Source organism: Algiphilus aromaticivorans DG1253 (assembly GCF_000733765.1).
In the GTDB taxonomy this organism is placed as follows: domain Bacteria; phylum Pseudomonadota; class Gammaproteobacteria; order Nevskiales; family Nevskiaceae; genus Algiphilus; species Algiphilus aromaticivorans.
Window position 1 is genome coordinate 1,643,372 of the sequence record NZ_JPOG01000001.1, and the last position, 22,825, is coordinate 1,666,196.

A 22,825-nucleotide genomic window follows, 5' to 3' on the forward strand; every position below is an offset into this window, starting at 1 on the left:
ATGAAGACACTCAACCAGTATCTCGACGCTTACGGCGTCAGCCACCGCAACCCGACGAATCGGCTTATCCATTTCGTCTGCGTGCCCCTGATCTTCTTCGCCACGTTGGGGCTGCTGTGGTGCCTTCCGCTGGGCGCCTGGTTCGGGTTGGAAGGCGCAATCGCAGATTGGGTCAACGGCGCCACTGTTCTGGCTGCGGTGTCGGCACTGTTCTACCTGCAACTGTCGTTCAGCGCGGCGCTGATCATGGGTGGTTGGCTGACCGTCAGCATCGGCGGCATCCTGCTCATCGCGGCCAGCCCGCTGTCGCTGCTCTGGACCAGCGCAGCGATCTGGGTGGCGGCCTGGGCCGCGCAGTTCTACGGCCACAAGGTCGAGGGCGCCAAGCCCTCCTTCGCCGAGGATCTGCTCTTTCTGCTGATCGGGCCGCTCTTCGTGGTGGATGAGCTCTGCGGCGGCTTCTTCACCGAGACGCCGCAAGCGCGCTAACGCGAGACCGGAGGCGCGCTCAGGCCAGACTGGCGTGTCGCTGCTGCGCGGCGCGCAGATCCGCCAGCGTCACCCAGCCTTCGTTGAGCAGCGTCGGCCGCGCCAGTGTGGTTGGCGCTTCCGGCTCGCCGAGGCTATCGACGACCAGATCCGCGCCGGAGAAATCCTCGTTGCGCGTGATCTTGTTGAGGGTCACCACCGTGGCCATGCCGGCATCCAGCGCCGCACGCAGACCAAGGCGCGAGTCCTCCACCGCGATGGCTTCATCCGGCTGTACGCCGAGTTGGCGCATGGCTTCAAGGTAGAGATCCGGCGCCGGTTTCTTGGCGTAGCCCTCGTCGCCGCATAGAACAACGTCAAGCTGGCCGCCGATGGTCTTGCCCAGGCTGTGCGCCAGCAGCGAGGCCACCGTGCCGCGGCTGGCGTTGCTGACCACCGCCAGCTTCACGCCTGCCGCGCTGGCCTCGCCGATCAGTCGCTCGACACCGGGGCGCAGCGGCACCTCGCCCTTCTCGACAATCTTGTGGAAATGCTGCGCCTTGCGCGCATGCAGATCGCGGATCAGAGCCTCCGGGTCGCTGGTGTCCAGCTCCATGGCCTCGGGCCATTCCGGCTCGTAGCTCTGCATGTAGTGGCGCAGACGATCGCGCCCGCCGCCGGGGTGCTGCAGGAGGTCGCGGTAGAGCTTCGCGGTCCAACGCCAGCCGAGACCGGCTTCGCGAAAGGCGCGGTTGTAGGCCGGACGATGACCGAGAGGCTCGGTATCGGCAAGGGTGCCGTCGAGATCGAAACAGATCGCCCGAAGCATGTTCACCGCCGAGCTGTTACGCCCGATCTGCCCGGAGCTGTCCGGTTGTTCTGATGCCGCTGTCTGCGTCTCCATCGCTGTAATAGCTTAGCAATACCGGCTGCCCGCCGCTGCCCTACCATGCCCCTCATGACGGCCTCTCATCCGGTCTACCGCGGCCGCTTCGCCCCCACCCCCTCCGGACCGCTGCATCTGGGCTCGCTGCTGACCGCGTTGCTCAGCTATCTCGACGCGCGCGCGGCAGGCGGCGCGTGGCTGTTGCGCATCGACGATCTCGACGGCCCGCGCTGCGATCCAGCACACAACGACCGCATTCTCCATCAGCTGGAAGCGCATGGCCTGTACTGGGACGAGGCGCCGCGCTACCAGAGCGCACATCGCGCCGAGTACGTTGAGGCACTGGCCGAGCTGCGCGCAGCCGGGCGCGTTTACGGCTGCGACTGCACGCGCCGACGCCTCAAGGATGAATCCACCACAGGCGCGTGGGGGCCGGTCTACAGTGGCCGCTGCCGCAGTCGCGGCCTGGCTGATGACGGCGACGACGGTCTGGCGCTGCGCCTGCGTGCGCCGGTCGGTGCAGCGCGCCTGGAGGACGACTGGCAGGGCGTGCTGAGGGGCGACTGGCAGCGCGATGTCGGCGACTTCGTGCTGCAGCGGCGCGACGGCATTCCGGGGTACGCGCTGGCCTGCGCGGTGGACGAGCGCGCCATGGGTATCACCCATGTCGTGCGCGGCGCGGATCTTCTTGTGCCCACCTTCATGCACTGGGCCGTTCTGGACGCGCTGCGCCATGCGCGGCCGCGCAGCCGACATGGTCCGCTGCTGCAACGCGCTGACGGCGCCAAGCTCTCCAAGCAGAATCACGCTGCGCCCATCGACGAGACACAGGCCGCCGCCTCGCTGCTGTGGTGCTGCGGCTGGCTGGGCGTCGCGCCCAAGGAAGCGGATGCAGGCAGCGCGCCCGCCGACATCCTGGACGCCGCCGTGGTCAGCTGGCGCGCGCGCACCGCCTCCTCTGTGCCGCAAAACATCGTTGTCGACAACGACACGTAATAGTGCACACATAACGCGCGTGCTAACGTCCCCGCCGATTTATAATGCACCGCAGCATTTTCCGGACAGGGCACCCATGAGCGACGTGCGCGTCATCAAGAAGTATCCGAACCGCCGTTTGTACGACACGGCCATCAGCCGCTACATCACACTGGAGGAGATCCGTCAGCTGGTGCTCGACAACCGGCCCTTCCAGGTCATCGACAAACGCACCCACGACGACATCACGCGCTCGATCCTGCTGCAGGTCATCGCCGAGCAGGAACAGGGCGGCGACCCCATCTTTCAGACCGACCTTCTCAAACACATCATCCGCTTCTACGGCGACCCGATGCAGGGCAGCATCAGCCGCTACCTGGAGCTGTCGATGCAGATGTTCCTGGAGAAGCAGCATCACTTCTCGGACCAGCTTCGGACCATGCTCGGCCGTGCCGAGCAGCCCTTCCATCAGCTGCGTGAGATGGCCGAGGAGCACGTGCCGATCTGGCGCACGGTGCGTCGTGAATTCTTGAAGAACCTGGGCCGAGAAAAAGCCGCGCGCGACGCGCGAAACGGCCAGAAGCAGTAAGCCGCCGGAGCTCAGTCGCCGGCGAGTAGCGCGCGCACCGATTCCAGATCCGCTTCCGTATCAACGCCGCGCCCCGGCGCGGCGACGACCCGCGCCACCGCGATGGGCATGCCCTGCTCCAGTGCGCGCAGCTGCTCCAGCGCCTCCAGCGCCTCCAGGATTCCGGGCCGCAGGCTGGCGAAGCGGCGCAGCGCCGCCACCCGATAGCCGTAGACCCCGATATGGCGCAGCGCGCTTTCCGGGCAGTCGGCGCCATCGGCGTCGCGCGGGAAAGGGATGCGCGCACGCGAAAAGTAAAGCGCCCGGTCACGCGCGTCGCAGACAACCTTGACGACATTGGGGTTGGCGAAGGCCTCCGGATCCGAAAGAGCGTGCGCACAGGTACTGATCGCGGCCTCCGGATCCTCCACCAGCTTGCTCGCGCAGGCCGCCACCACCTCGGGCGGCATCATCGGCTCATCGCCCTGCAGATTGACGATGCAGCGATCGTCCTTCCAGCCGCGCGCGGTGGCGACCTCATGCACGCGGTCGGTGCCGCTGTGATGCATGGGCGAGGTCAGCTGTACATCGGCACCGAATGCGCGGCAGGCTTCCACCACGCGCTCGTTGTCGGCAGCGATAACCACCGAGCGCGCTCCGGCCTCGACCGCGCGGTCATAAACATGCGCGATCAACGGCCGCCCGCCAATATCGGCAAGCACCTTGCCGGGCAGGCGCGTGGAACCCAGCCGCGCCGGGATGACGACGTCGAAGTCGGCGCTCACAAACGACTCAGTCGCGGACCTGGTCCAGCTCGGCTTCGCTCAGCGTGCGCGCTTCCTCTTCCAGCATGACGGGGATGCCGTCACGCACGGGATAGGCCAGCTTGCCGGCCTTCGACCACAGCTCCTGGTCGGCCTCGCGCCAGATCAGCGGCGCACCGGTCACCGGGCAAACGAGAATGTCGAGCAGATGCTTGTCCATGAAGAGCCTGGGGCAGAGAAAGGGAAACGATAGCGCTTATGCGCGCAGCGCGATGCGGGTCAGCAGTCCGTCGATACGCGCCGCACCATCACCGGCCCACTGCAGCCGCGCGGCCACGGCGAAGCAGGTGCGGCCGACGACGCGCTCGGGCGGCAGTTTGACGGCGTCCTTCTCGGTCATCAACAGCGGCGAATCGCCGGCGGCCGCCAGCACGGCATCCGGCACGGTTTCGTGATCGGCCAGCGGGTGCGTGACGACATCGAGGCCCGCTTCGCGCAGCGCCGTGAAAAAGCGCTCCGGATCGCCGATGCCGGCGGTAGCGTGCACGCGCTGGCCATTGAAGGCGGACAGCGGCACATGCCGGTCGTCGGCCATCGCCAGGGCCTCGTCCAGTATCAGGTCGAAGCGCGCACCGTTGTGCGCCGCGCGCAACGCTTCGCCGCGCTCACCGGAGCCGTTGACAGCCACCAGATCGCAGGCCGCCAAGCGCGCCTCCGGCTCACGCAGCGGCCCGGCGGGCAGGCGCCAGCCGTTGCCCAGACCGCGCCGACCGTCGACCACGCAGAGCTCGGCTACGCGCGGCATGCGGTAATGCTGCAGGCCGTCGTCGGCGATGACGAAATCGACATCGCCACGCTCGGCGAGTTGCTGCACAGCCTGGCGCCGGTCGCGCGCCACGCAGACCGGCGCGCCCGTGCGACGCGCAATGAGTAGCGGTTCATCACCGACCGCGCCGGGGTCGCTGTCGGCGCGCACGAGAGCGGGCGCCGCCCCTGCCCGGCCGTAGCCACGGCTGACCACGCCGGGACGAAGCCCGCGCGCGCGAGCGCGTTCCACCAGTTCGATGCACAGCGGTGTCTTGCCGGCGCCGCCGGCGGTGATATTGCCGACCACAACCACTGGCAGCGGCAGCGCTTCCACGGCTGCGCGCTGGCGGGCAGCACGGCGGTCGGCGATGCGGCCGTAGAGCGCGGCCAGCGGGCGCAGCGTCGCCGGAGGCGGCGCTTCGGCGTACCAGAGCGCGTTGCAGCGCGCCTCGATGGCTGCCCGCAGGCTCATGTTCTAGGCATCCGCAGCAGCCTCCGCGGCGGCTGTGCCTTCGGCCTCTTCGCGGAACTGCATGGCGTAGAGGCTGGCGTAGACCCCGCCGTGGGCGAGCAGCTGCTCGTGCGTGCCGACCTCCATGATGCGGCCGTCGGCCATGGCGACGATTTGATCCGCGTCACGCACGGTGGAAAGCCGATGCGCGATGACGAGTGTCGTGCGCCCCTCCATCAGCCGCGCCAGCGCGCCCTGGATGTATCGCTCGGATTCGGTGTCCAGCGCCGAGGTGGCCTCATCCAATAGTAGCAGCGGCGCGTTCTTCAGCAGCGCGCGCGCAATGGCGAGACGCTGGCGCTGGCCGCCGGAGAGCAGCACGCCGTTGCTGCCCACATGCGTTTCCAGACCGTCGGGCAACTTCTCGATGAATTCCCACGCGTAGGCATCGCGAGCGGCCGCCTCAATGGTGACGTTGTCCGGACGCGGCTGCAGGCCGTAGGCGATATTGTCGGCAATACTGGCATTGAAGAGCCGCACCTGCTGGTCGACCATCGCGATCTGGCTGCGCAGCGCGCGGCGGTTGTAGTCGCGCAGATCCTGGCCATCGAGCAGAATGCGCCCGCCGATCGGATCGTAGAAGCGTGGCAGCAGAGACAGCAGCGTCGACTTGCCGGAGCCGGAGCGCCCAACGAAAGCCACGGTTGATCCCGACGGGATGTCGAGCTCGACTTCCTGCAGCACAAGCTCCTCGTGGCCGGGATAGCGGAAGTCCACCGACTCGAAGCGCAGCGCACCGTCGACTTGCGTCGGGTGCAGCGTGCCGTCGTCGCGCTCCGGCTCGGCTTCGAGCATGCCGAAGATTTCCTGCGACGCCGCGATGCCGCGCTGGATGCGCTCGTTGACGCGCGTCAGCTCCTTGATCGGGTTCATCAGCGACAGCATGGCACCGACGTAGGAAACAAAGGTGCCCGGCGTCAGCGACTCGATCATCCCCGGCGTGGTGGCGTAATAGACCACCGCGGCCAGCGCGAAGGAGGCAAGGAACTGGACGATGCCGGAGGACATTGCCTGCGTCGCCGCAAGCTTGATCTGCAGTTTACGATTCTGGCGATTGGCGGTCAGGAACTGGCTGCGCTCGAACTCCTCGCCGCCGTAGATCTTCATCGTGCGCTGGCCGGTGATGACCTCTTCAGCGACGTGGTTCAGACCGCCCACCGAGCCCTGAATGCGCGTCGAGATCTTCCGGAAGCGCTTGGCAACGTAATTGATGATCAGCGCCACGAAGGGCACCACCGCCAGTGTGAAGAGCGTCAGCCGCCACTCCAGATAGAACATCAGGCCGAGCAGACCGATGACCGTCAGGCCTTCCTTGATGATCGCCGTCAACGCCGTCGTGATCGACTCAGCCACCTGCTCGACGTGATAGGTCAGCCGCGTCAGCAGCTGGCCGGAGCTGTTGTGGTCATAGAACATCACCGGCAGCGTCAGCAGGTGATTGAAGAGATCCTGGCGCAAATCCCGGATGACGCCGCGGCCGACATAGGCCATGCCGTAGAGCGCGCCGAAGTTGGAGCTGGCGCGCAGCAGGAAGAGGCCGATGATCGCCAGCGGAATCCAGGTCACATCATCGCGGTTCTTGGCGACGAAACTCTCGTCGAGCAGCGGCTGCATCATGGCGATGAAGCCGACGTTCGAGGCCGCGAACAACGCCATCGCAATGATGGCCAGCACGAAGGGGAGCATCAGCGGCCGCAGGTATCTCAGCAGGCGGTGATAAGCCTCGCCGGCTTCGATCGGCTTGAGGATTGCGGAATACGTCATGGTCGGCGACGACGGGCCTGGGCGCGTTATGGTAACGCCTACGGCGCGCGACCCCGCGCGCCTCCTTTTCCGCAGCAAACCGGCATCCCTCATGTCCGAACAAGACAAGACGCTTTTCCAGAAGATCATCGACCGCGAGATCCCCGGCACGATCGTCCACGAGGACGAGCACTGCGTGGCTTTCCGCGACGTCAATCCCGGCGCGCCCACCCACATCCTGCTGGTACCGCGCAAGCCGATCCCGCGGCTGTGCGACTCCGAGCCGGCTGACCAACAGCTGCTGGGACACATGATGCTGGTCGCCCCGAAGATTGCCGCGGACGAGGGCTTCGGCGAGGCCTTCCGCCTGGTCGTCAACAACGGCGCCGAAGCCGGCCAGAGCGTTTTCCACCTGCACCTCCACATCCTGGCCGGCCGGCCGCTGGCATGGCCGCCGGGGTGATCGCAGCGGGCGAGCGCCCGGGCCAAGGATGGCCCGGGCCGGGGCACTTAACGAGGTCCGGATGACCGAGTTTAGTGCCCGCGGCAGCCGATGAGGCGCACGGCCAATGTCTCTTGGCGGCTCGCGCACCGCCGAAGGGCCGGGGCACGGACTGCCGGCGCCGGGGCACTTCGATTCGCGAGCGAGGAACAGCGAGCGGCCCAACGAAGCACAGCAAACTCGGGCTAAAGCCGTCCCCCTGAAGCGCGCCTGCGGCAGGAGCCCCTACCTGCCACCAAGCAATCCGCCACAATCTGCGGCGAGTTCCTGACAACACCCCCATGAGCCTGACCACAATCAGCCGCGACCTCAGCGCCGCCGTCTCGAAGCTGCGCTTCAGCGACCCGGTCGCCTACATCTACAACCCGCTCGACTACGCCCGCGAGCCGCACGAAACCTACCTAGCGCGCTTCGGCACCGGGCCGCGGGAAATCCTCATGCTGGGCATGAACCCGGGGCCCTTCGGGATGGCGCAGACGGGCGTGCCCTTCGGCGATGTCGGCATCGTGCGCGACTGGATGGGCATCGAATCCGAGGTGGGCAAGCCGGATCCGGAACACCCCAAGCGTCCCGTGCAGGGCTTCGACTGCCCACGCAGTGAGGTCAGCGGCACGCGGCTGTGGGGCTGGGCGCGCGAGCGCTTCGGCAGCCCCGAAGCCTTCTTCGCGCGTTTCTTCGTCGCCAACTACTGCCCGCTGGTCTTCATGGAGGACAGTGGCCGCAACCGCACACCGGACAAGCTGCCGGCGGCCGAGCGCGAGGCGCTCTATGCGGTCTGCGATGACGCGCTGCGAAAGACCGCCGAGGCGCTGCAACCGCAACTGATCATCGGCATCGGTGCCTTCGCGAAGCAGCGCGCGCAGGCGGCACTAAGCGGGCTCGGCTACGAGATCGGTAGCGTCCTGCATCCCAGCCCCGCCAGTCCGGCGGCCAATCGGGGCTGGACCGAGGCCGTCGAGCGCCAGCTGCGCGATGACCTGAGCGTGGCGTTACCCGACTGACATTGCGCGCTTAGCGAGAATCGGCGCCGCTGCCCTCGCCCTGAGAAGCGGCCTCGTTCAACCGACGGCGCAGTTCCTCGACGCGCTCGCGGTTGACGCCGAAATCGCGATAGCCGAAGCGCGAGGCCGAGCGCACTGCGATCTCGCCGTCGTCGCGCAGCTTCAGCTCCAGATCGTCGCGAAAGCGCATCGTCGGCGTAACGAAGACGGCGTGCATGTAATCGCCCTTCGCGCTCATGCGATAGAGGCCCGGCATTTCCAGCACAGCCATTGTCAGCTGCTGCCAGGCAGTCTCCGGGTCGGCGTCCACTTGCAGCGGCTTGATGGCGTGCGGCGCCTCATCCGCGCCGCTGAAGACGCAGCTCGGCCGCGATGGACAGCGCGCAAGTTCGCCGTCCGGACCGGCCAATGTCGCCGGTGGGGTAAGCGTGGCATAGAGGCCATAGGCTGCGATAAGTACAAGCAGGCCGATGACCGGCACGGCGATACGGCACAGCATGACACTGCCGCGCTGTCGATCAGGAAGGCTCATGCGCTGCGGTCTCCTCGGTGGCCGGCTGATCCTCGGGCAGCAGCAGCGCCGGGTCCAGCCGCTTGTCGAACCAGTTGTAGCGGAAGCAGAGGTGCGCGCCGGTAACGCGCCCGGTAGCACCGACAGCTCCGATGGTCTCGCCCTGCGCGACGCGATCGCCTTCGGCGACGTCGAGGCGGGACATGTGCAGGTACGTGCTGGACAAGCCGTGGCCGTGATCGATGATGACGGTGCCGCCGGTGTAGTAGAGATCCGTCTCGGCCATGCGCACGATGCCTCCCGCAGTCGCGCGGATAGGCCGGCCTGTCGGCGCGGCGATGTCGATGCCGTAGTGCGGCTGGCGTGGCTCGCCGTTGAGAATGCGGCGGCTGCCGTAGACGCTGCTGATGGGGCCAGTCACCGGCCAGACAAAACCTTCGTGCGCCGATTCCAGACCCGAGTCGTGCGCACGCGCGGAGCGGACTCGAGCGGCCTCCTCGCCAATCCGCTGCAGCACCGATTCCGATGGCGTCACCATGCTGCTCGGCAGGCCGTCGATGCGCTGAACCTGATATTCACGCTGGTCGATAGGGAAAGCGCGTTCAGCGACCTCGCCGTCGGGCGGCTGCACACGCAAGCGCAAGCGCTCCGGGGCGTCGCGATGCAGACCTACGACAAAGCGCCCCTGCCCATCGACGCGCAGCTCGCGCTCATCGCGCCAGACTCTGGTGCCGGAAGGCACCTGGCCGCGCAGCAGGCCGCCCTGCTCGAAGCGGCTACCCGGGAGCCAGTCGACGGCAATCCGCTCGCCGTCCGAGACATTCTCAGCGAGAGCAGGAACCGGCAAAGCGAGCAAGCACGCGGCCAGCGGCAGGAGCAATGCGGCGAAGGATGAAGTTTTCGACATGGGCCCAATGATGCCCGCGCAGGGACTCACTGCGAAGCCCGCACCCGCAACACGCTGCCCCCCTGCACGAGCAGGACGAAGATTGCCGCCGCAGCGCCGATCTGCCAGATGGCCGCCGTCGAGAACAATTGCCCGCGTGCCAGCAGCACCAGCACGCTCAGATAGCCTGCGAGCAGCAGCAGCATCATGGCGCCGTCGGCGCGGCTGATACGCAAGCCGATGAAGAAGATCGGCACGCAGAGCAGCGACACCGCAACCATAACCGGAAAATCCAGCGCGATGGCCTGCGCCGAGATCAACAGGCCGCCGGGGGCGATGAGCGCAGTCAGGCCCAGTACTGACAGGATGTTGAAGAGATTGGAGCCGACGATATTGCCCACCGCAATGTCGCGTTCACCCTTGATAGCGGCCATCAGCGAGGTCGCAAGCTCCGGCAGAGAGGTACCCAGCGAGACGATCGTCAGGCCGATGACCAGCTCGGAGACGCCGAGCAGCCGTGCCAGCTCGACGGAACCGGTAACCAGAAAGTCGGCGGCCAGCACCAAGCCGCCTATACCCGCGACAACGCTGAGCAGGTCGATCCACAGCGCGCGCGGCTTCTTCTGCGCGGCTTCCTGCGCTTCCGGATCGAGCTCGGCGCGGCCCTTGCGTACAGCCATCACCAGCCAGCCGAGGTAAGCCGCCAGAATCGCGGTCAATAACAGGCCATCCGGTGTACTGATGCGGCCGTCGACAGCCATCAACCAGGCCAGCGCCGCCACGCCAATCATCAGCGGCAGATCGCGCTTGAGCACATCCGCGTGCACGGCCAGCGGCAGGATCACCGCCGACAGCCCCAGGATCAGCAGGATATTGAATATGTTGCTGCCGACGATATTGCCGACGGCGATGTCCGCCGAACCGCTGAAACCCGCGCGCAGCGACACAGCCAGCTCCGGCGCGCTGGTGCCGAAGGCCACCATGGTCAGACCGATGATGATGGCCGAGATACCTATCCGCTGACCCAGGCGGGCGGCACCTTCCACCAACCAGTGCGCAGCGACAACGAGGCCTACGAGCCCACCGCCGATCATCAGGAAGATGGACAGCGTCATACGCCGGGCGGCCTCGATTCCTTTAGCAGCTGGTTGACGGCATCGTCGGCGGAAAGCGTTTCCTGCTCCTTGCTGCCGAGGCGACGCAGCGCCACCGTGCCCTCCTCGGCCTCGCGTCTGCCCACGACGGCGATGATCGGTACCTTGGCCAGCGAGGCTTCGCGCACCTTGAGGTTGATCTTCTCGTTGCGCAGGTCGGTTTCGGCGCGCACGCCGGCGCGCAACATTCGCGCGCAAAGCTCGCGGGCGTAGTCGTCAGCATCCGAGACGATGGTGGCCACCTGCACCTGCACCGGCGACAGCCACAGCGGCAGGTTGCCGGCGTGGTGCTCGATGAGGATGCCGAAGAAGCGCTCCAGCGAGCCGAACATGGCGCGGTGGATCATGATCGGCGTGTGCTTGGCGCTGTCCTCGCCGACGTACTCGGCGTCGAGCCGGCCGGGAAGATTGAAATCCAGCTGCAGCGTGCCGCACTGCCAGTCGCGCCCGATGGCGTCTCTGAGCACGAACTCCAGCTTCGGGCCGTAGAAGGCGCCCTCGCCCTCGAAGACGCTGTACTTCAGCCCAAGATCATCCAGCGCGCGCGCCAATGCCAACTCGGCCTGGTCCCACAGCTCGTCAGCGCCGATGCGCTTTTCGGGCCGGGTGGAGAGCTTGATGACGATGTCCTCGAAGCCGAAATCCTTGTAGATATCAAGGGTCAGGCGCGTGATATTGATGCACTCTTGATGCATCTGATCGCGTGTACAGAAGACGTGGGCGTCGTCCTGCGTAAAGCTGCGCACGCGCAGCAGGCCGTGCAGCGCGCCGCTGGGCTCGAAGCGGTGCACCTTGCCGAACTCGGCGATGCGGAAGGGCAACTCGCGGTAGGAGCGCAGACCCTGATTGAACACAGCGACATGGCCGGGGCAGTTCATCGGCTTGAGCGCAAGGATGCGGTCCTCGTCGCGCTCGCTCGTGAACATGTTCTCGCCGTAGTTCTCCCAGTGACCGGAGCGCTTCCACAGCTCCAGGTCCATCATGTCGGGCGTGTTGACCTCGTGATAGCCGGCGGCCTGCTGCTGGCGCCGCATGTAGTCGATCAGGCTCTGGAAGACCGTCCAGCCCTTGGCGTGCCAGAAGACCGAGCCGGGCGCCTCTTCCTGGAAGTGAAAGAGATCGAGCTGGCGGCCGAGCTTGCGGTGGTCGCGCTTGGCGGCCTCCTCCAGCATCTGCAGATGCGCCTTCAGCTGCTTTTCGTCGGCGAAGGCCAGGCCGTAGATGCGCTGTAGCTGGGCGTTGTTCTTGTCGCCACGCCAGTAGGCCCCCGACAGCTTGTGCAGCTTAAACGCCGTGCCCAAGCGTCCCGTCGAGGGCAGATGCGGGCCGACGCAGAGGTCGCCCCAGTCCTCGCCCTGGGTATAGACGGTGATCTCGGCGTTCGGGTCGATACCCTCGGCGATCCATTCCGCCTTGTAGGTCTCGCCGATATTCTTGAAATGCTCGATGGCCGCGTCGCGATCCCAGACCTGGCGCTGGATGGGCAGATCGCGCTGCACGATCTCCTTCATGCGCTGCTCGATGGCCGCCAGATCGTCCTCGCTGAAGGGCTCCTCGCGAACGAAGTCGTAATAGAAGCCGGTGTCCGTCGTCGGGCCGAAGGTGATCTGCGTGCCGGGATACAGCTCCTGAACGGCCTGCGCCATGACGTGGGCGGCGTCGTGGCGCAGCACTTCCAGCCCATCCGGCTGATCGCGCGTGACGATCTCGATCTGGGCGTCGTGCTCGATGGGGCGCGTCAGGTCGCGCAGCTCGCCGTCGATCTTGACGCCCACGGCCTTCTTCGCGAGGCCGGGACTGATCTGCTGGGCGATATCGAGGCCGGTGGGCGGCTGCTCGAAGGACTCGGTGCGCCCGTCGGGGAAGGTGATGGCAATGCTCATGAGCTGGCGGCTGCGTCGGCGTTGGCGGAAAGCCAGACGATGGCGGCGTCGATGCGTGCGAGCACATCCTCGCGCGTCATCAGCGCCAGCGTCTGATCGATGGGGGGAGTCACGGCAGCACCGGACAGCGCCACGCGCAGCGGCTGAGCGACCTTGCCGAGGCCAAGCTCGTTCGCGCCCGCGACCTCGTGCACGACCGCATGCAGCGCCTCTGCCTGCCAGTCGGCCTCGGCCAGCCGACCGCGCAGCGCCTGCAGCACCTCCGGTGCCGGCTCCTTGAAATGCTTCTTGGCGTCCTTCTCGGCGTATTCCTGCGGGGCGCTGAAGAAGAAGACCGACTTCTCGGCCATCTCCGCCATGCTGCGGCAGCGCTCGCGCTGGGCATCGACGATGGCGGGCAGACGCGCGTCGCTCTCGGCGTCGATGCCGAGGCGCTGCAGGTGCCAGACCAGCTCGGGCACCAGGATGTCGTGCGGCGCCTGCTTCAGATACTGGTGGTTCACCCACCAGGCCTTCTCCATGTCGAAGCGCGCCGGGCTGGAGGAGATGTGCTCCAGATTGAAGTGCTGAATCATCTCCTCGCGCGAGAAGACCTCCTGGTCGCCATGACTCCAGCCCAGGCGCACCAGATAGTTCAGCAGGCCGTCGGGCAAAAAACCCATGGCGCGGTACTCGGTGACGCTGACCGCGCCGTGGCGCTTGGAGAGCTTCACCCCGTCGGGGCCGAGAATCATCGGCACATGCGCGTAGACCGGCGGCTCGACACCCAGCGCCTTGAGGATATTGACCTGACGCGGCGTGTTGGCGACGTGATCGTTGCCGCGGATGACGTGGGTGATGCCCATGTCCATGTCGTCGACAACCACGCAGAGGTTGTAGGTCGGACTGCCGTCGGCGCGCGCGATGATCAGGTCATCGAACTCGGCATTGTCGAAGCGCGTCACGCCCTTGATCTCGTCGCTGACCACGACCTCGCCCTCCAGTGGATTGGCGAAGCGGATCACCGGGTCGACGCCGGCCGGCGGCTCGGGCAGCTCCTTGCCCGGCATCGGCCGCCAGCGGCCGTCGTAGCGCGGCTTTTCCTTGCGCGCGCGCTGCGCCTCGCGCATGGCGTCCAGCTCCTCCTTGGAGGCATAGCAGCGGTAGGCCAGCCCCTCGGCCAGCAGATGGTCGATGACCTCGCGATAGCGCTCGCTGCGCGCGGACTGGTAGACGGGCGCCTCGTCAGCGTCCAGCCCCAGCCAGCTCAGGCCATCGAGAATGGCCTGCACGGCCTCGTCGGTGGAGCGTTCGCGATCGGTATCCTCGATGCGCAGCACGTAGCGGCCATCGCGACCGCGCGCGAACAGCCAGGAAAACAGCGCCGTACGCACACCGCCGATATGCAGGAAACCGGTCGGGCTCGGGGCGAAGCGGGTGGTCACGGACATGGCTGAGGAGGCGCGCTTGCGGCAGGAATGCGGCGCGCAATCTTAAACTATGGCAGCGGCCGCCACCGACGGCGCCGCCTGGAGCGAGATGGCCTGTCTCTTCGTGAATCGCCTGTGCATCGCCGACGTCGCTCTCCTCGACGGCGCGCGCGGTCTGGTGGGCGAATCCTGGATCGTCGACGTGGAGCTGGAGGGCGAGCTGGACGACCAGTCCATGGTGCTCGACTTCGGTCAGGTCAAGCGCCGCATCAAGCAGGCCATCGACGACAGCATCGATCACACCCTGCTGGTACCCATGCAGGCCGACGCGCTGCAGTTCCAGAGCCGCGATGGCGGCACGCAGCTGCTCTTCCCAAGCGCCATGGGCGCGGTCGAGCACGTCGGCCCGCCCTGCGCGATCTCCGGCATTGACGCCGAGGAGATCACTCCCGAGACCGTCGCCAAGCGCTTGCAGGAACTTCTGCAGCCCTTGATGCCACCTTCAGTGACACGGCTGGGTATCCATATACGCAACGAGGTCATCGACGGGGCCTACTACCACTACTGCCACGGGCTGCGGAAGCACGACGGCGCCTGCCAGCGCATCGCCCACGGCCACCGTTCGCGCATCGAGATCCACGCCGACGGCAAGCGACGAAGCGACCTGGAATCCGAAATCGCGCTGGCCTGGACGGACATCTATCTGGGCGTGGCCGAGGATATCGCCGCCCGTGCCAACGGACGCATCCGCTTCGCCTACGACGCGCCCGAAGGCCACTTTGAACTTGCCCTGCCCGAGCACTGCGTCGACATGCTGACGACCGACAGTACCGTCGAATGTATCGCTGCCGAGCTCTACCGGCGCCTGCACGCCCGCGACAACATCCCGCCCGAGGCCGTACTAGAGGTGCGCGCCTTCGAGGGTGTGGACAAGGGCGCTATCGCCGGTGGCGAGAGAGCCGAAGTTTCACCTAAATCATAGAAAGCAATATTTAGTCGTTGTTTTTCAGGAAACAATTAGCCATTCCTGAATAACTGAGGCCTTCTAAAGCAGGTCGGGCTGAAGGCGGCTTACAGACGATCGCTCCGTGGAATCTGTTGGTTCTCGGAAGCGATCAGGCGCTAGGCGCCACAGCCGATCAGCCAGCTTCCGAACACTCCGCGCATAGCCCGTAGACCTCGACCACCTGGCGCTTGGGCACGAAGCCCAGCGAGCTGGCGCGCTCGTTGAGGGCGTCGCGGACTTCCGCGTGGTGCTCCTCGCGCGAGGCGCCGCATTCGCGGCAGACGAAATAGACGCTCTCGTGACGTTCACCAGGATGCTCGCAAACGACGAAGGCGTTGCGCGACTCGATGCGGTGGATGAAGCCCTCTTCCAGCAGGAAGTCCAGCGCCCGGTAGATCGTAGGCGGCGCCAGGCGCTTACCGGTGGACTGCTGCATGCGCTCGAGCAACTCGTAGGCCGAGATCGGTGCGGCGTACTCCACCATTTCCTCATAGGCCGCTCGCCGCATCGGCGTCAGCCGCACGCCACGGCGCTCGCAGGCGACTTCTACGTCGCGGGTGGCGGCGCTGCTAGCCGCCGGGTCGCTTGCTGCCTGGAGGGCTGGCTTACTCATGGCTGACATCATGATATAACACGCGCCCGCCGCAACCCGCCGCCGTCCGATGTCCGACTTCATCCGCTTTCACGCGCGCAACTCGATCGAGCAGGTCGAGGAAGGCAACGAGCTCGCCCCCCGCTTCGACGAGCACGGCCTGATCCCCTGCATCACCACCGCCTACGGCACCGGCGAAGTGCTGATGCTCGGCTACATGAACGAAGAGGCGCTGCGCCAGACCATCGCCACCGGCGAGGCCCACTACTGGTCGCGCTCGCGGCAGGTGCTCTGGCACAAGGGCGCCACCAGCGGCCTGGTGCAGACCGTCGAGGAACTGCGCATCGACGACGACCAGGACGCCATCTGGCTGCGCGTATCGGTGGCCGGCGACGCCTCCTGCCACGTCGGCTACCGCTCATGCTTTTATCGCGCCGTGCCGGTGGGCGAAGGTGGCGAGGAGAGGCCGCTGGAGTTCCGCGAGCACGAGAAGAGCTTCGACCCCAAGGAAGTCTACGGCGACGCGCCGAACCCGACGAAGCTCTAGGGTTCTGAGGGCTTCGCAGGCGGTGCCCGCCAGATGCGACGGCTGTCGCGGGCGCGTTGCAAGCTCGGCGTGTCAACCCCCTGCCCCAGCCTGAGCCAGAGGCTGCCGGCGTAGCCGGTCACGTCGATCCGCGTGTCGACCGCGCGCCAACGCTGCAGGACCTGCGCGTCCGGGTGCCCGTGCCGATTGCGCCAGCCGGCCGGCACCAACAGGTGCTCGGGCCGCGTCGCCGCCACGAAGGCCGGGCTTGAGGAGGTGCGGCTGCCATGATGCGGCGCCACCACCACTGTGGCGCTTAGCGGCTCTGCGCCCTGATCATCGACCAGACTGATCTCGGCAGCCGCCTCGATATCGCCGGTCAGCAGCACCGTGTGCTCGCCCGCAGCGATACGCAGCACGCAGGAGCGATTGTTGCCTTCCCAACCGGCGGCGGCAGGCGGATGCAGCACCCGGAAGTCGACGTCATCCCACTGCCAACCCTGTCCACGTTCGCAACCACCATCCGCCTCGCTCGTCACCCGGCGGCCAACCAGCAGCGCATCGGCAAGCGCTTCCAGCCCACCTGCGTGATCGGCGTGGCCGTGCGAGTTCAGCAGGCGATCGATCCGATCAACGCCGCGATGCCGCAACCAGGGCAAGACGATGGCCTCGCCAGCGTCGAAGCCACCCGGCCAGGCTGGCCCGGCGTCGTAAACCAGCGTGTGATTGCGAGTGCGCACCACCGTCGCCAGTCCCTGCCCGACGTCCAGCACAGCCAGCTCGAACTGCCCCGGCGGCAGCTTCGGCGCCGGCCACAGCAAGGGCAGGAAGCACAGCAGCGCCACGCCACGCACCGGGATAGCCTGCGGCGCGAGCAACAGCGCCGCACCCACCGCGGCGGCTGCAACAGTCAGCGGCTCGGGCGCGGCCTGCACCCAGAGCAAATCACCCCGCTCGGCAACCCAGCCCAGCGCTTGGCGCAGCATCGCCAGCGCCTCGGCGACAGGCCACAGAGCAGCGCCCCCTCCACCGAGCAGCGCCCCAACCAAGGAAAGGAGAAGCACCGGCAGCAGCAGCCCGAATAATGGAATGGCGACGGCGTTGACCATCGGCGCCAGCAGACTCGCGCCCTGGAAAAAGAGTAGCGTCGCCGGCGCCAGGGCTACCAGCAACGCCATCTGCAGGCGGGGAATACGGAGCCAAGCGCCCAGGCCGGCCGCACGATCGCTGCTGACGAGGACGATCGCGGCCACCGCGATGAAAGACAGCCAGGTGCCGGCCGACAACACCGCCAGCGGATCCACGGCCAACACCGCCAACCAGGCTAGCAGCAGCACGTGTGCGGGCCGCACCGCACGCGCCGACCACAGCGCCACGGCGAGCACAGCCCACATCAGCAGCGCGCGCTGCGTGGGCACCGCGAAGCCGGCGAGCGCGGCGTAGGCCAGCGCTGCCAGACTGCCGATGAGCACGCCGGCCCGCGGCGCCGGCAGGCGGGCGCAAAGCCAGGCCGAGCGCCGCCAGAGCCAGCGGCCGAGAACAAGAAAGATGCCGGCGACCAGTCCCACGTGCAGGCCGGATATCGCCAGCAGATGCGTCGTACCGGTGACGCGCAACACGCGCCAATCGGCATCATCGATGCCGTTGCGGTTGCCGACACTGAGCGCGCGCAGCAAGGGCAATCCGGGGTGTCCTTCGAGCCATTGCCCCAGCTGCGCGTTGAGGCCGGCGCGTGCCGCCCGCCACCACGGTTGCGGCCGGGCGCCGCAGCGCTCGGCTTCGCGCACATAGGCGGTGGCGGTGTAGTTCTCGGTGAGCAGCCAGCGCTCGTAATCGAAGGCACCCGGACTGACCGATCCGCGCGGCGTGCGCATGCGCAACTGGAGATCCAGGCAATCGCCGGCGGCCAGTGGCTGCTCAGCGCGGTACCAGCTCACGCGGATGTCGCCGGCCACGGGCCCGTCGTCGGGATGGAAGCGGAAGCGCCAGTCCTCGCCGCGTGCCTCCGGGATATCAGCGACGACGCCACGCAGCTGCACATCCTCACCGTGGCGTGCGGTGGGCCAGCGCGCATCCAGCCGCTGCCCGGCCTCGAGCGCCGCCCAGCCCGCGCCCAGCAGCAGACAGAGCAGCAGCCAGCGGATGCGCGCGGGACTGAGCAGCGCCACGGGCAGGCCGGCGGCCAGCGCCAGCCAGGGCGGCAGCCACGGCGCCCAGAGGACACCGAGAATGCCGAGGCTGAAAGCTAGTCCGCCACTGCCGAGACTGCCTGCGGGTCGTCGCTGCATGACGCGGGGGGAAGCTCATCGAGCGAATGGATGCGCTGCATGCGCGCCGCCAGATGCTCGTCGTGGGTGACGACTACCAGCGCCGTGCCTAACTCGCGGTTCAGTGTCAGCAGCAGATCGAAAACGCGGGCGGCGTTGTCGCGGTCCAGATTGCCGGTGGGCTCGTCGGCGAGCAATGCGCGCGGGCGCGTAACCAGCGCGCGCGCCACGGCAGCACGCTGGCGCTCGCCGCCGGAGAGTTCGGCAGGCTTGTGTGACTCGCGGTCGCCCAGACCGACGCGCTGCAGCACATCGCGAGCCGCCTCACGGGCTACCGGCAGCGATTCGCGCCGCAGCAGCAAGGGCATGGCGACGTTATCCAACGCGCTGAACTCGGGCAGCAGATGGTGGAACTGGTAGACGAAGCCCAGCGCGCGATTGCGCAACCGGCTGCGGTTGGCGTCGGAGAGCTGCGCGATGTCCGTGCCATCGATATGCACGCTGCCCTCGTCGGGGCGGTCGAGGCCGCCCAGCAGGTGCAGCAAGGTCGACTTGCCAGCGCCGGAAGCGCCAACGATGGCCAGCGACTCGCCTTCGCCTACCGCCAGATTCACCTTCTCGAAGACGGTAAGCGTGCGCTTGCCGTCGATAAAGCGCTTAGCCAGATTGCTGGCCGCGATAACGCTATTGCCGATCCCTGTTGTGGCCTCGTCCATGCCGCGCTCCTATTCGTGCCGCAGGGCTTCGGCCGGCATCGTGCGCGAGGCGCGCCAAGCCGGATAAAGGCCGGAGACGAGCGCCAGGCCGAAGGCTAGGCCGGCGATCTTCGTGACATCGCCGGACTCCACATCCGAGGGCAAATCGCTGATGTAGTAGACGTCCGGGGCAAGGAACTGCTGGCCGGTGGCCGCTTCGATGAAGGGCACGACCACGTCGATATTCAGCGCCAGCGCCAAGCCACCGCCGACCCCCAGCAGCGTGCCGATGGCACCGATCAGCATGCCCTGCACGAGGAAAATCAGCAGAATCATGCGCGGCGTCGCGCCGATAGTGCGCAGGATGGCGATATCCGACTGCTTGTCCTGCACCACCATGACCAGCGTCGAGACGATATTGAAGGCCGCCACGCCGACGATCAGCGAAAGGATGATGAACATCACGATCTTCTCGGTACGGATGGCGCGAAAGAAGTTGGCGTGCTCGCGAGTCCAATCAGAGATGCGATACCGCCCCGGTAGATTGCCGACAACCTCGCGCACCACGCGCGGCGCCATGAAGAGATCATCCAGCTTCAAGCGCACACCGGATACCGTCGACGGCATCCGCATCAGCGCCTGCGCGTCGTTCAGATGCAGCAGCACCAGACCGCGGTCGAATTCGTACATGCCGACCTCGAAAACATCCGCCACCTCGAAGCGCCGGAAACGCGGCATGACGCCAGCCGGCGATACGGAGGCCTGCGGAATCATCAGATCGACCGAATCGCCGATACCCACCCCGAGCGAGCGCGCCAACTCGCTGCCGAGCACGATGCTGAAGGCACCGGGCTGCAGCGTATCCAGCGACCCACTGCGCGCGTACTCGGCGATGCGCGAGACGTCGTCCTCCATCTCGGGCAGCACCCCGCGCAGCAGCGTGCCGCTGGTGCGCCGTCCCGAGCGCAGCATGGCCTCGCCGTCGACATAGGGAGCCGCCGCCAGCACTTCCGGATGCTCGCGCGCGCTGTCGGCCACCCGCTGCCAATCATGCAGCTCGCCGTTGTCGCCGGCGATGGTGGCGTGCGACGCCATGCCGAGAATGCGGCTGCGCAGCTCCTGCTCGAAACCGTTCATCACCGAAAGCACCACGATCAGTGCCATCACGCCGATTGCGATGCCCAGCATCGAGACCACCGAGATGAAGCCGATGAAGTGATTTCGCCGCTTCGCGCGCACATAGCGCAGGCCGATGAGCAGCTCGACGGGTAATGAAGGCAATGACATGGCCGCAAATTAGACCACAGCTGGCCTGCCGGGCATGCGCGTGCTGCGCTATGCTGCACAGGCACTTCGCCGGATCTCCGGACATGGTCGTCAACCTGCCTCGCTGTCTCGCCATCGCCACGCTGCTGTTGTTGCCGGGCTTCGCTGCCGCGGATGTTTTGCACATTCCGCAACAAGTGTCGTCGCCGATCTCAGTCCCCGAGCGCGGGCGCACGATGCAGCAGGTGGAAGCGCGCTTCGGCACCCCGCAGGCCCGCCATCCGCAGGTCGGCGGCGGACATCCCCAGCGACCGCCGATCACGCGCTGGGATTATTCCGAGTTCAGCGTGGTCTTCGAGCGCGACCGGGTCATCAACACCGTGCGCCGCGACGGGCAGACCGCGCCGACGCGCGGCCAGGAATCCCTCGAAATCTCCAGCGAGACGCTGCCCGCCGCCGACTGAGCCGCGCGCGCCCCGCGCATCACAAGCGAATCACCATGTACCTTCCCGCCGAATGGGCGCCGCAGCAGGCCGTCCAGCTCACCTGGCCGCACGCTGGCACCGATTTCGCTCCGCATCTGGCAGCGGCTCAGAAGCAATTCCTCGCCATCGCCGCCGCCATTGCCGAGACGACACCACTAATCGTCGTCGCGCCCGAAGACGACGATGACCTGGAAGCCGGTCTCGATGCCGCCGGCGTGCCGGCCGACCGCCGGCGACTTCTACGCCTGCCCTGCAACGACATCTGGGCGCGCGACCACGGCCCGATCACCGTCATCGATGACGGCCGACTGATCCACCGCGATTTCCGCTTCAACGGCTGGGGCGGCAAGTATCCGGCCACTGCCGACGATGCCCTAACCGCCGCGTTGCACGCCGCCGGCGCGCTGCCCGGCGTGGTGGATGCCGTGCCGCTGGTGCTGGAGGGCGGCGCCATCGAATCCGATGGACAGGGCACGATTCTCACCACCGAGCGCTGCCTGCTCGACGACGCGCGCAATCCCGGCGCCACACGCGCCGACATGGGGGCCGCGCTGCGGCGCTATCTGGGCGCCGAGCGCGTGCTCTGGCTCGACCCCGGCCAGCTCGAAGGCGACGACACCGACGGTCACATCGACACGCTGGCGCGCTTCTGCGATCCGACAACCATCGCCTATCAGGCCAGCGAAGATTCGGGCGATCCCCAGCACGCCATGCTGCAGGCGCTCGCCGACGAACTGCGCGCGCTGCGAACTGCCGAGGGGGCGCCCTATCTCCTGATTCCGTTACCGCTGCCGGCGCCCATGCACGACGCGGACGGACGCCGCCTGCCAGCCGGTTACGCCAACTTCCTGATCAGCAACGAGCAGGTGCTGGTGCCCACCTACGACGATCCGGCCGACACCGAGGCGCTGGCGCGTTTGCGCGAGGCTTTTCCAGCGCACAAGGTGCACGGCGTCGATTGCCGCACGCTGGTGACGCAGAATGGCAGCCTGCACTGCGCCACCATGCAGATACCGGTCCTCTAGCACCATGACCGCCACCGACACGCTCAGCATCGCCGTCGTCCAGCACGCCTGCGAGCCCGACCGGGCGACCAATCTCGATCGCTCCATCGCCGGCATCCGCGAGGCGGCGAAGCGCGGCGCGCAGCTCGTATTGCTGCCGGAGCTGCACTGCTCGCGCTACTTTTGCCAGCAGGAGGACGCCGACTGCTTCGATCTGGCCGAAGCGATTCCCGGGCCGGGTACCGAGGCCATCGGCGCCGTGGCCGCCGAGCTGGGCGTGGTCGTCGTCGCCAGCCTCTTCGAGAAGCGCGCGCCGGGGTTGTACCACAACACCGCCGTCGTTCTGGACGCGGATGGCCGGCTGGCCGGCCGTTATCGCAAGATGCACATCCCCGACGACCCGGGCTATTACGAGAAGTTCTACTTCACCCCCGGCGATCTCGGCTTCGAGCCCATCGATACCGCGGTCGGCCGCCTCGGCGTGCTGGTCTGCTGGGATCAGTGGTACCCCGAAGCCGCGCGGCTGATGGCGCTGGCCGGCGCCGAGATCCTGCTCTACCCCACCGCCATCGGCTGGAATCCCGATGACGCGCCGGAAGAACAGCAGCGCCAACGCGAGGCCTGGCGCACCATCCAGCGCGCCCACGCCGTGGCCAACGGCCTGCCGGTAGCGGTCGCCAACCGCTGCGGCTTCGAGCCCGACCCGGCCGGCCAGCACGCCGGCGCCGACTTCTGGGGCGACAGCTTCATCGCCGGCCCGCAGGGCGAGATCCTCACCGAGGCCGGCGCCAAAACGGGCGTGCACCTGGCCGAGATCGAGCGCGCCAACACCGAGCGCGTGCGGCGCTGGTGGCCCTTCCTGCGCGACCGGCGCATTGACGCTTATGGCGATCTGGTCAAGCGCTGGCGGGATTGA

The 22,825-nt window shown here is 67.1% G+C and carries 24 protein-coding genes; 10 read left to right on the plus strand and 14 right to left on the minus strand.

Annotated features, from left to right (window positions below; all coding sequences use genetic code 11):
- Complete coding sequence (locus tag U743_RS07600) at nt 1–489, plus strand: Mpo1 family 2-hydroxy fatty acid dioxygenase (protein ID WP_052367688.1); 489 nt, start codon at nt 1–3, stop codon at nt 487–489.
- A 19-nt stretch (nt 490–508) separates the two neighbouring features.
- On the opposite strand, the gene U743_RS07605 is transcribed toward U743_RS07600, so the two are convergent.
- Nucleotides 509–1,297 (minus strand): HAD-IA family hydrolase, encoded by a 789-nt coding sequence (locus U743_RS07605; protein ID WP_043771618.1) that lies wholly within the window; start codon nt 1,295–1,297, stop codon nt 509–511.
- Nucleotides 1,298–1,426: 129 nt separating this feature from the next.
- On the opposite strand from U743_RS07605, the gene gluQRS reads away from it, so the two are divergent.
- Both gluQRS and phaR read left to right on the plus strand, forming a co-directional pair.
- Nucleotides 1,427–2,350 carry a tRNA glutamyl-Q(34) synthetase GluQRS gene (gluQRS, locus tag U743_RS07610; RefSeq protein WP_052367689.1) on the plus strand — a complete coding sequence of 308 codons (924 nt, stop codon included), beginning with the start codon at nt 1,427–1,429 and terminating at the stop codon, nt 2,348–2,350.
- Nucleotides 2,351–2,426: 76 nt separating this feature from the next.
- Nucleotides 2,427–2,918, plus strand: coding sequence for a polyhydroxyalkanoate synthesis repressor PhaR (gene phaR / locus U743_RS07615; protein WP_052367691.1), 492 nt, complete (start codon nt 2,427–2,429; stop codon nt 2,916–2,918).
- 11 nt (nt 2,919–2,929) lie between these two features.
- Here phaR and kdsB read toward each other — a convergent pair whose 3' ends face one another.
- From kdsB to msbA, 4 genes are read right to left on the minus strand one after another with little or no spacing between them, the layout of a single operon-like run.
- Nucleotides 2,930–3,682: a 3-deoxy-manno-octulosonate cytidylyltransferase gene (gene kdsB / locus U743_RS07620; protein WP_043767012.1), complete on the minus strand. Its 753-nt coding sequence runs from the start codon at nt 3,680–3,682 to the stop codon at nt 2,930–2,932.
- Between the two features lie 7 nt (nt 3,683–3,689).
- Nucleotides 3,690–3,881, minus strand: coding sequence for a Trm112 family protein (locus U743_RS07625; protein WP_043767015.1), 192 nt, complete (start codon nt 3,879–3,881; stop codon nt 3,690–3,692).
- Between the two features lie 36 nt (nt 3,882–3,917).
- Nucleotides 3,918–4,940 (minus strand): tetraacyldisaccharide 4'-kinase, encoded by a 1,023-nt coding sequence (gene lpxK / locus U743_RS07630; RefSeq protein ID WP_052367692.1) that lies wholly within the window; start codon nt 4,938–4,940, stop codon nt 3,918–3,920.
- Between the two features lie 3 nt (nt 4,941–4,943).
- Nucleotides 4,944–6,743 (minus strand): lipid A export permease/ATP-binding protein MsbA, encoded by a 1,800-nt coding sequence (gene msbA, locus U743_RS07635; protein WP_052367694.1) that lies wholly within the window; start codon nt 6,741–6,743, stop codon nt 4,944–4,946.
- A gap of 91 nt (nt 6,744–6,834) precedes the next feature.
- Here msbA and U743_RS07640 point away from each other — a divergent pair, with 91 nt between their 5' ends.
- Complete coding sequence (locus tag U743_RS07640) at nt 6,835–7,185, plus strand: histidine triad nucleotide-binding protein (protein WP_043767019.1); 351 nt, start codon at nt 6,835–6,837, stop codon at nt 7,183–7,185.
- A 320-nt stretch (nt 7,186–7,505) separates the two neighbouring features.
- Nucleotides 7,506–8,225 (plus strand): uracil-DNA glycosylase family protein, encoded by a 720-nt coding sequence (locus tag U743_RS07645; protein WP_043767021.1) that lies wholly within the window; start codon nt 7,506–7,508, stop codon nt 8,223–8,225.
- Between the two features lie 10 nt (nt 8,226–8,235).
- Here U743_RS07645 and U743_RS07650 read toward each other — a convergent pair whose 3' ends face one another.
- The 5 genes from U743_RS07650 to gltX are packed head-to-tail and all read right to left on the minus strand — an operon-like array spanning nt 8,236 to nt 14,089.
- The gene (locus tag U743_RS07650) at nt 8,236–8,757 is read right to left on the minus strand and encodes a DUF1499 domain-containing protein (RefSeq protein ID WP_052367695.1); all 522 of its coding nucleotides are present in this window, start codon (nt 8,755–8,757) and stop codon (nt 8,236–8,238) included.
- Nucleotides 8,744–9,643, minus strand: coding sequence for a M23 family metallopeptidase (locus U743_RS07655; RefSeq protein ID WP_052367697.1), 900 nt, complete (start codon nt 9,641–9,643; stop codon nt 8,744–8,746). The genes U743_RS07650 and U743_RS07655 overlap by 14 nt, the downstream gene beginning before the upstream one ends.
- Nucleotides 9,644–9,669: 26 nt before the next feature.
- Nucleotides 9,670–10,737, minus strand: a complete 1,068-nt coding sequence (locus U743_RS07660) for a calcium/sodium antiporter (protein WP_043767024.1) — start codon at nt 10,735–10,737, stop codon at nt 9,670–9,672.
- Entirely contained in the window at nt 10,734–12,659 is a 1,926-nt protein-coding gene (thrS, locus tag U743_RS07665; protein ID WP_043767027.1) for a threonine--tRNA ligase, read from the minus strand. Before thrS ends, U743_RS07660 begins: the two co-directional genes overlap by 4 nt.
- Nucleotides 12,656–14,089, minus strand: a complete 1,434-nt coding sequence (gene gltX, locus U743_RS07670) for a glutamate--tRNA ligase (RefSeq protein ID WP_043767030.1) — start codon at nt 14,087–14,089, stop codon at nt 12,656–12,658. The genes thrS and gltX overlap by 4 nt, the downstream gene beginning before the upstream one ends.
- A gap of 49 nt (nt 14,090–14,138) precedes the next feature.
- Here gltX and U743_RS07675 point away from each other — a divergent pair, with 49 nt between their 5' ends.
- Nucleotides 14,139–15,050, plus strand: coding sequence for a 6-carboxytetrahydropterin synthase (locus U743_RS07675; RefSeq protein WP_232226743.1), 912 nt, complete (start codon nt 14,139–14,141; stop codon nt 15,048–15,050).
- Between the two features lie 157 nt (nt 15,051–15,207).
- Here U743_RS07675 and U743_RS07680 read toward each other — a convergent pair whose 3' ends face one another.
- Nucleotides 15,208–15,687: a transcriptional repressor gene (locus tag U743_RS07680; RefSeq protein WP_052368406.1), complete on the minus strand. Its 480-nt coding sequence runs from the start codon at nt 15,685–15,687 to the stop codon at nt 15,208–15,210.
- 49 nt (nt 15,688–15,736) lie between these two features.
- Between U743_RS07680 and hisI the strand changes: the two genes are divergently transcribed.
- On the plus strand, nt 15,737–16,213 hold the full coding sequence (hisI, locus tag U743_RS07685; protein WP_043767034.1) for a phosphoribosyl-AMP cyclohydrolase: 477 nt from the start codon (nt 15,737–15,739) through the stop codon (nt 16,211–16,213).
- Here hisI and U743_RS07690 read toward each other — a convergent pair.
- From U743_RS07690 to U743_RS07700, 3 genes are read right to left on the minus strand one after another with little or no spacing between them, the layout of a single operon-like run.
- Nucleotides 16,210–18,480 (minus strand): DNA internalization-related competence protein ComEC/Rec2, encoded by a 2,271-nt coding sequence (locus U743_RS07690; protein WP_043767037.1) that lies wholly within the window; start codon nt 18,478–18,480, stop codon nt 16,210–16,212. The genes hisI and U743_RS07690 overlap by 4 nt on opposite strands.
- Nucleotides 18,438–19,175 (minus strand): ABC transporter ATP-binding protein, encoded by a 738-nt coding sequence (locus U743_RS07695; protein ID WP_043767040.1) that lies wholly within the window; start codon nt 19,173–19,175, stop codon nt 18,438–18,440. The genes U743_RS07690 and U743_RS07695 overlap by 43 nt, the downstream gene beginning before the upstream one ends.
- Before the next feature lie 9 nt (nt 19,176–19,184).
- Entirely contained in the window at nt 19,185–20,435 is a 1,251-nt protein-coding gene (locus U743_RS07700) for a lipoprotein-releasing ABC transporter permease subunit (RefSeq protein ID WP_232226744.1), read from the minus strand.
- Between the two features lie 89 nt (nt 20,436–20,524).
- Between U743_RS07700 and U743_RS07705 the strand changes: the two genes are divergently transcribed.
- From U743_RS07705 to U743_RS07715, 3 genes are read left to right on the plus strand one after another with little or no spacing between them, the layout of a single operon-like run.
- Nucleotides 20,525–20,884, plus strand: coding sequence for a hypothetical protein (locus U743_RS07705; RefSeq protein ID WP_043767046.1), 360 nt, complete (start codon nt 20,525–20,527; stop codon nt 20,882–20,884).
- A gap of 35 nt (nt 20,885–20,919) precedes the next feature.
- Complete coding sequence (locus U743_RS07710; protein WP_043767049.1) at nt 20,920–21,930, plus strand: agmatine deiminase family protein; 1,011 nt, start codon at nt 20,920–20,922, stop codon at nt 21,928–21,930.
- Between the two features lie 4 nt (nt 21,931–21,934).
- Nucleotides 21,935–22,825, plus strand: coding sequence for a carbon-nitrogen hydrolase (locus U743_RS07715; RefSeq protein WP_043767052.1), 891 nt, complete (start codon nt 21,935–21,937; stop codon nt 22,823–22,825).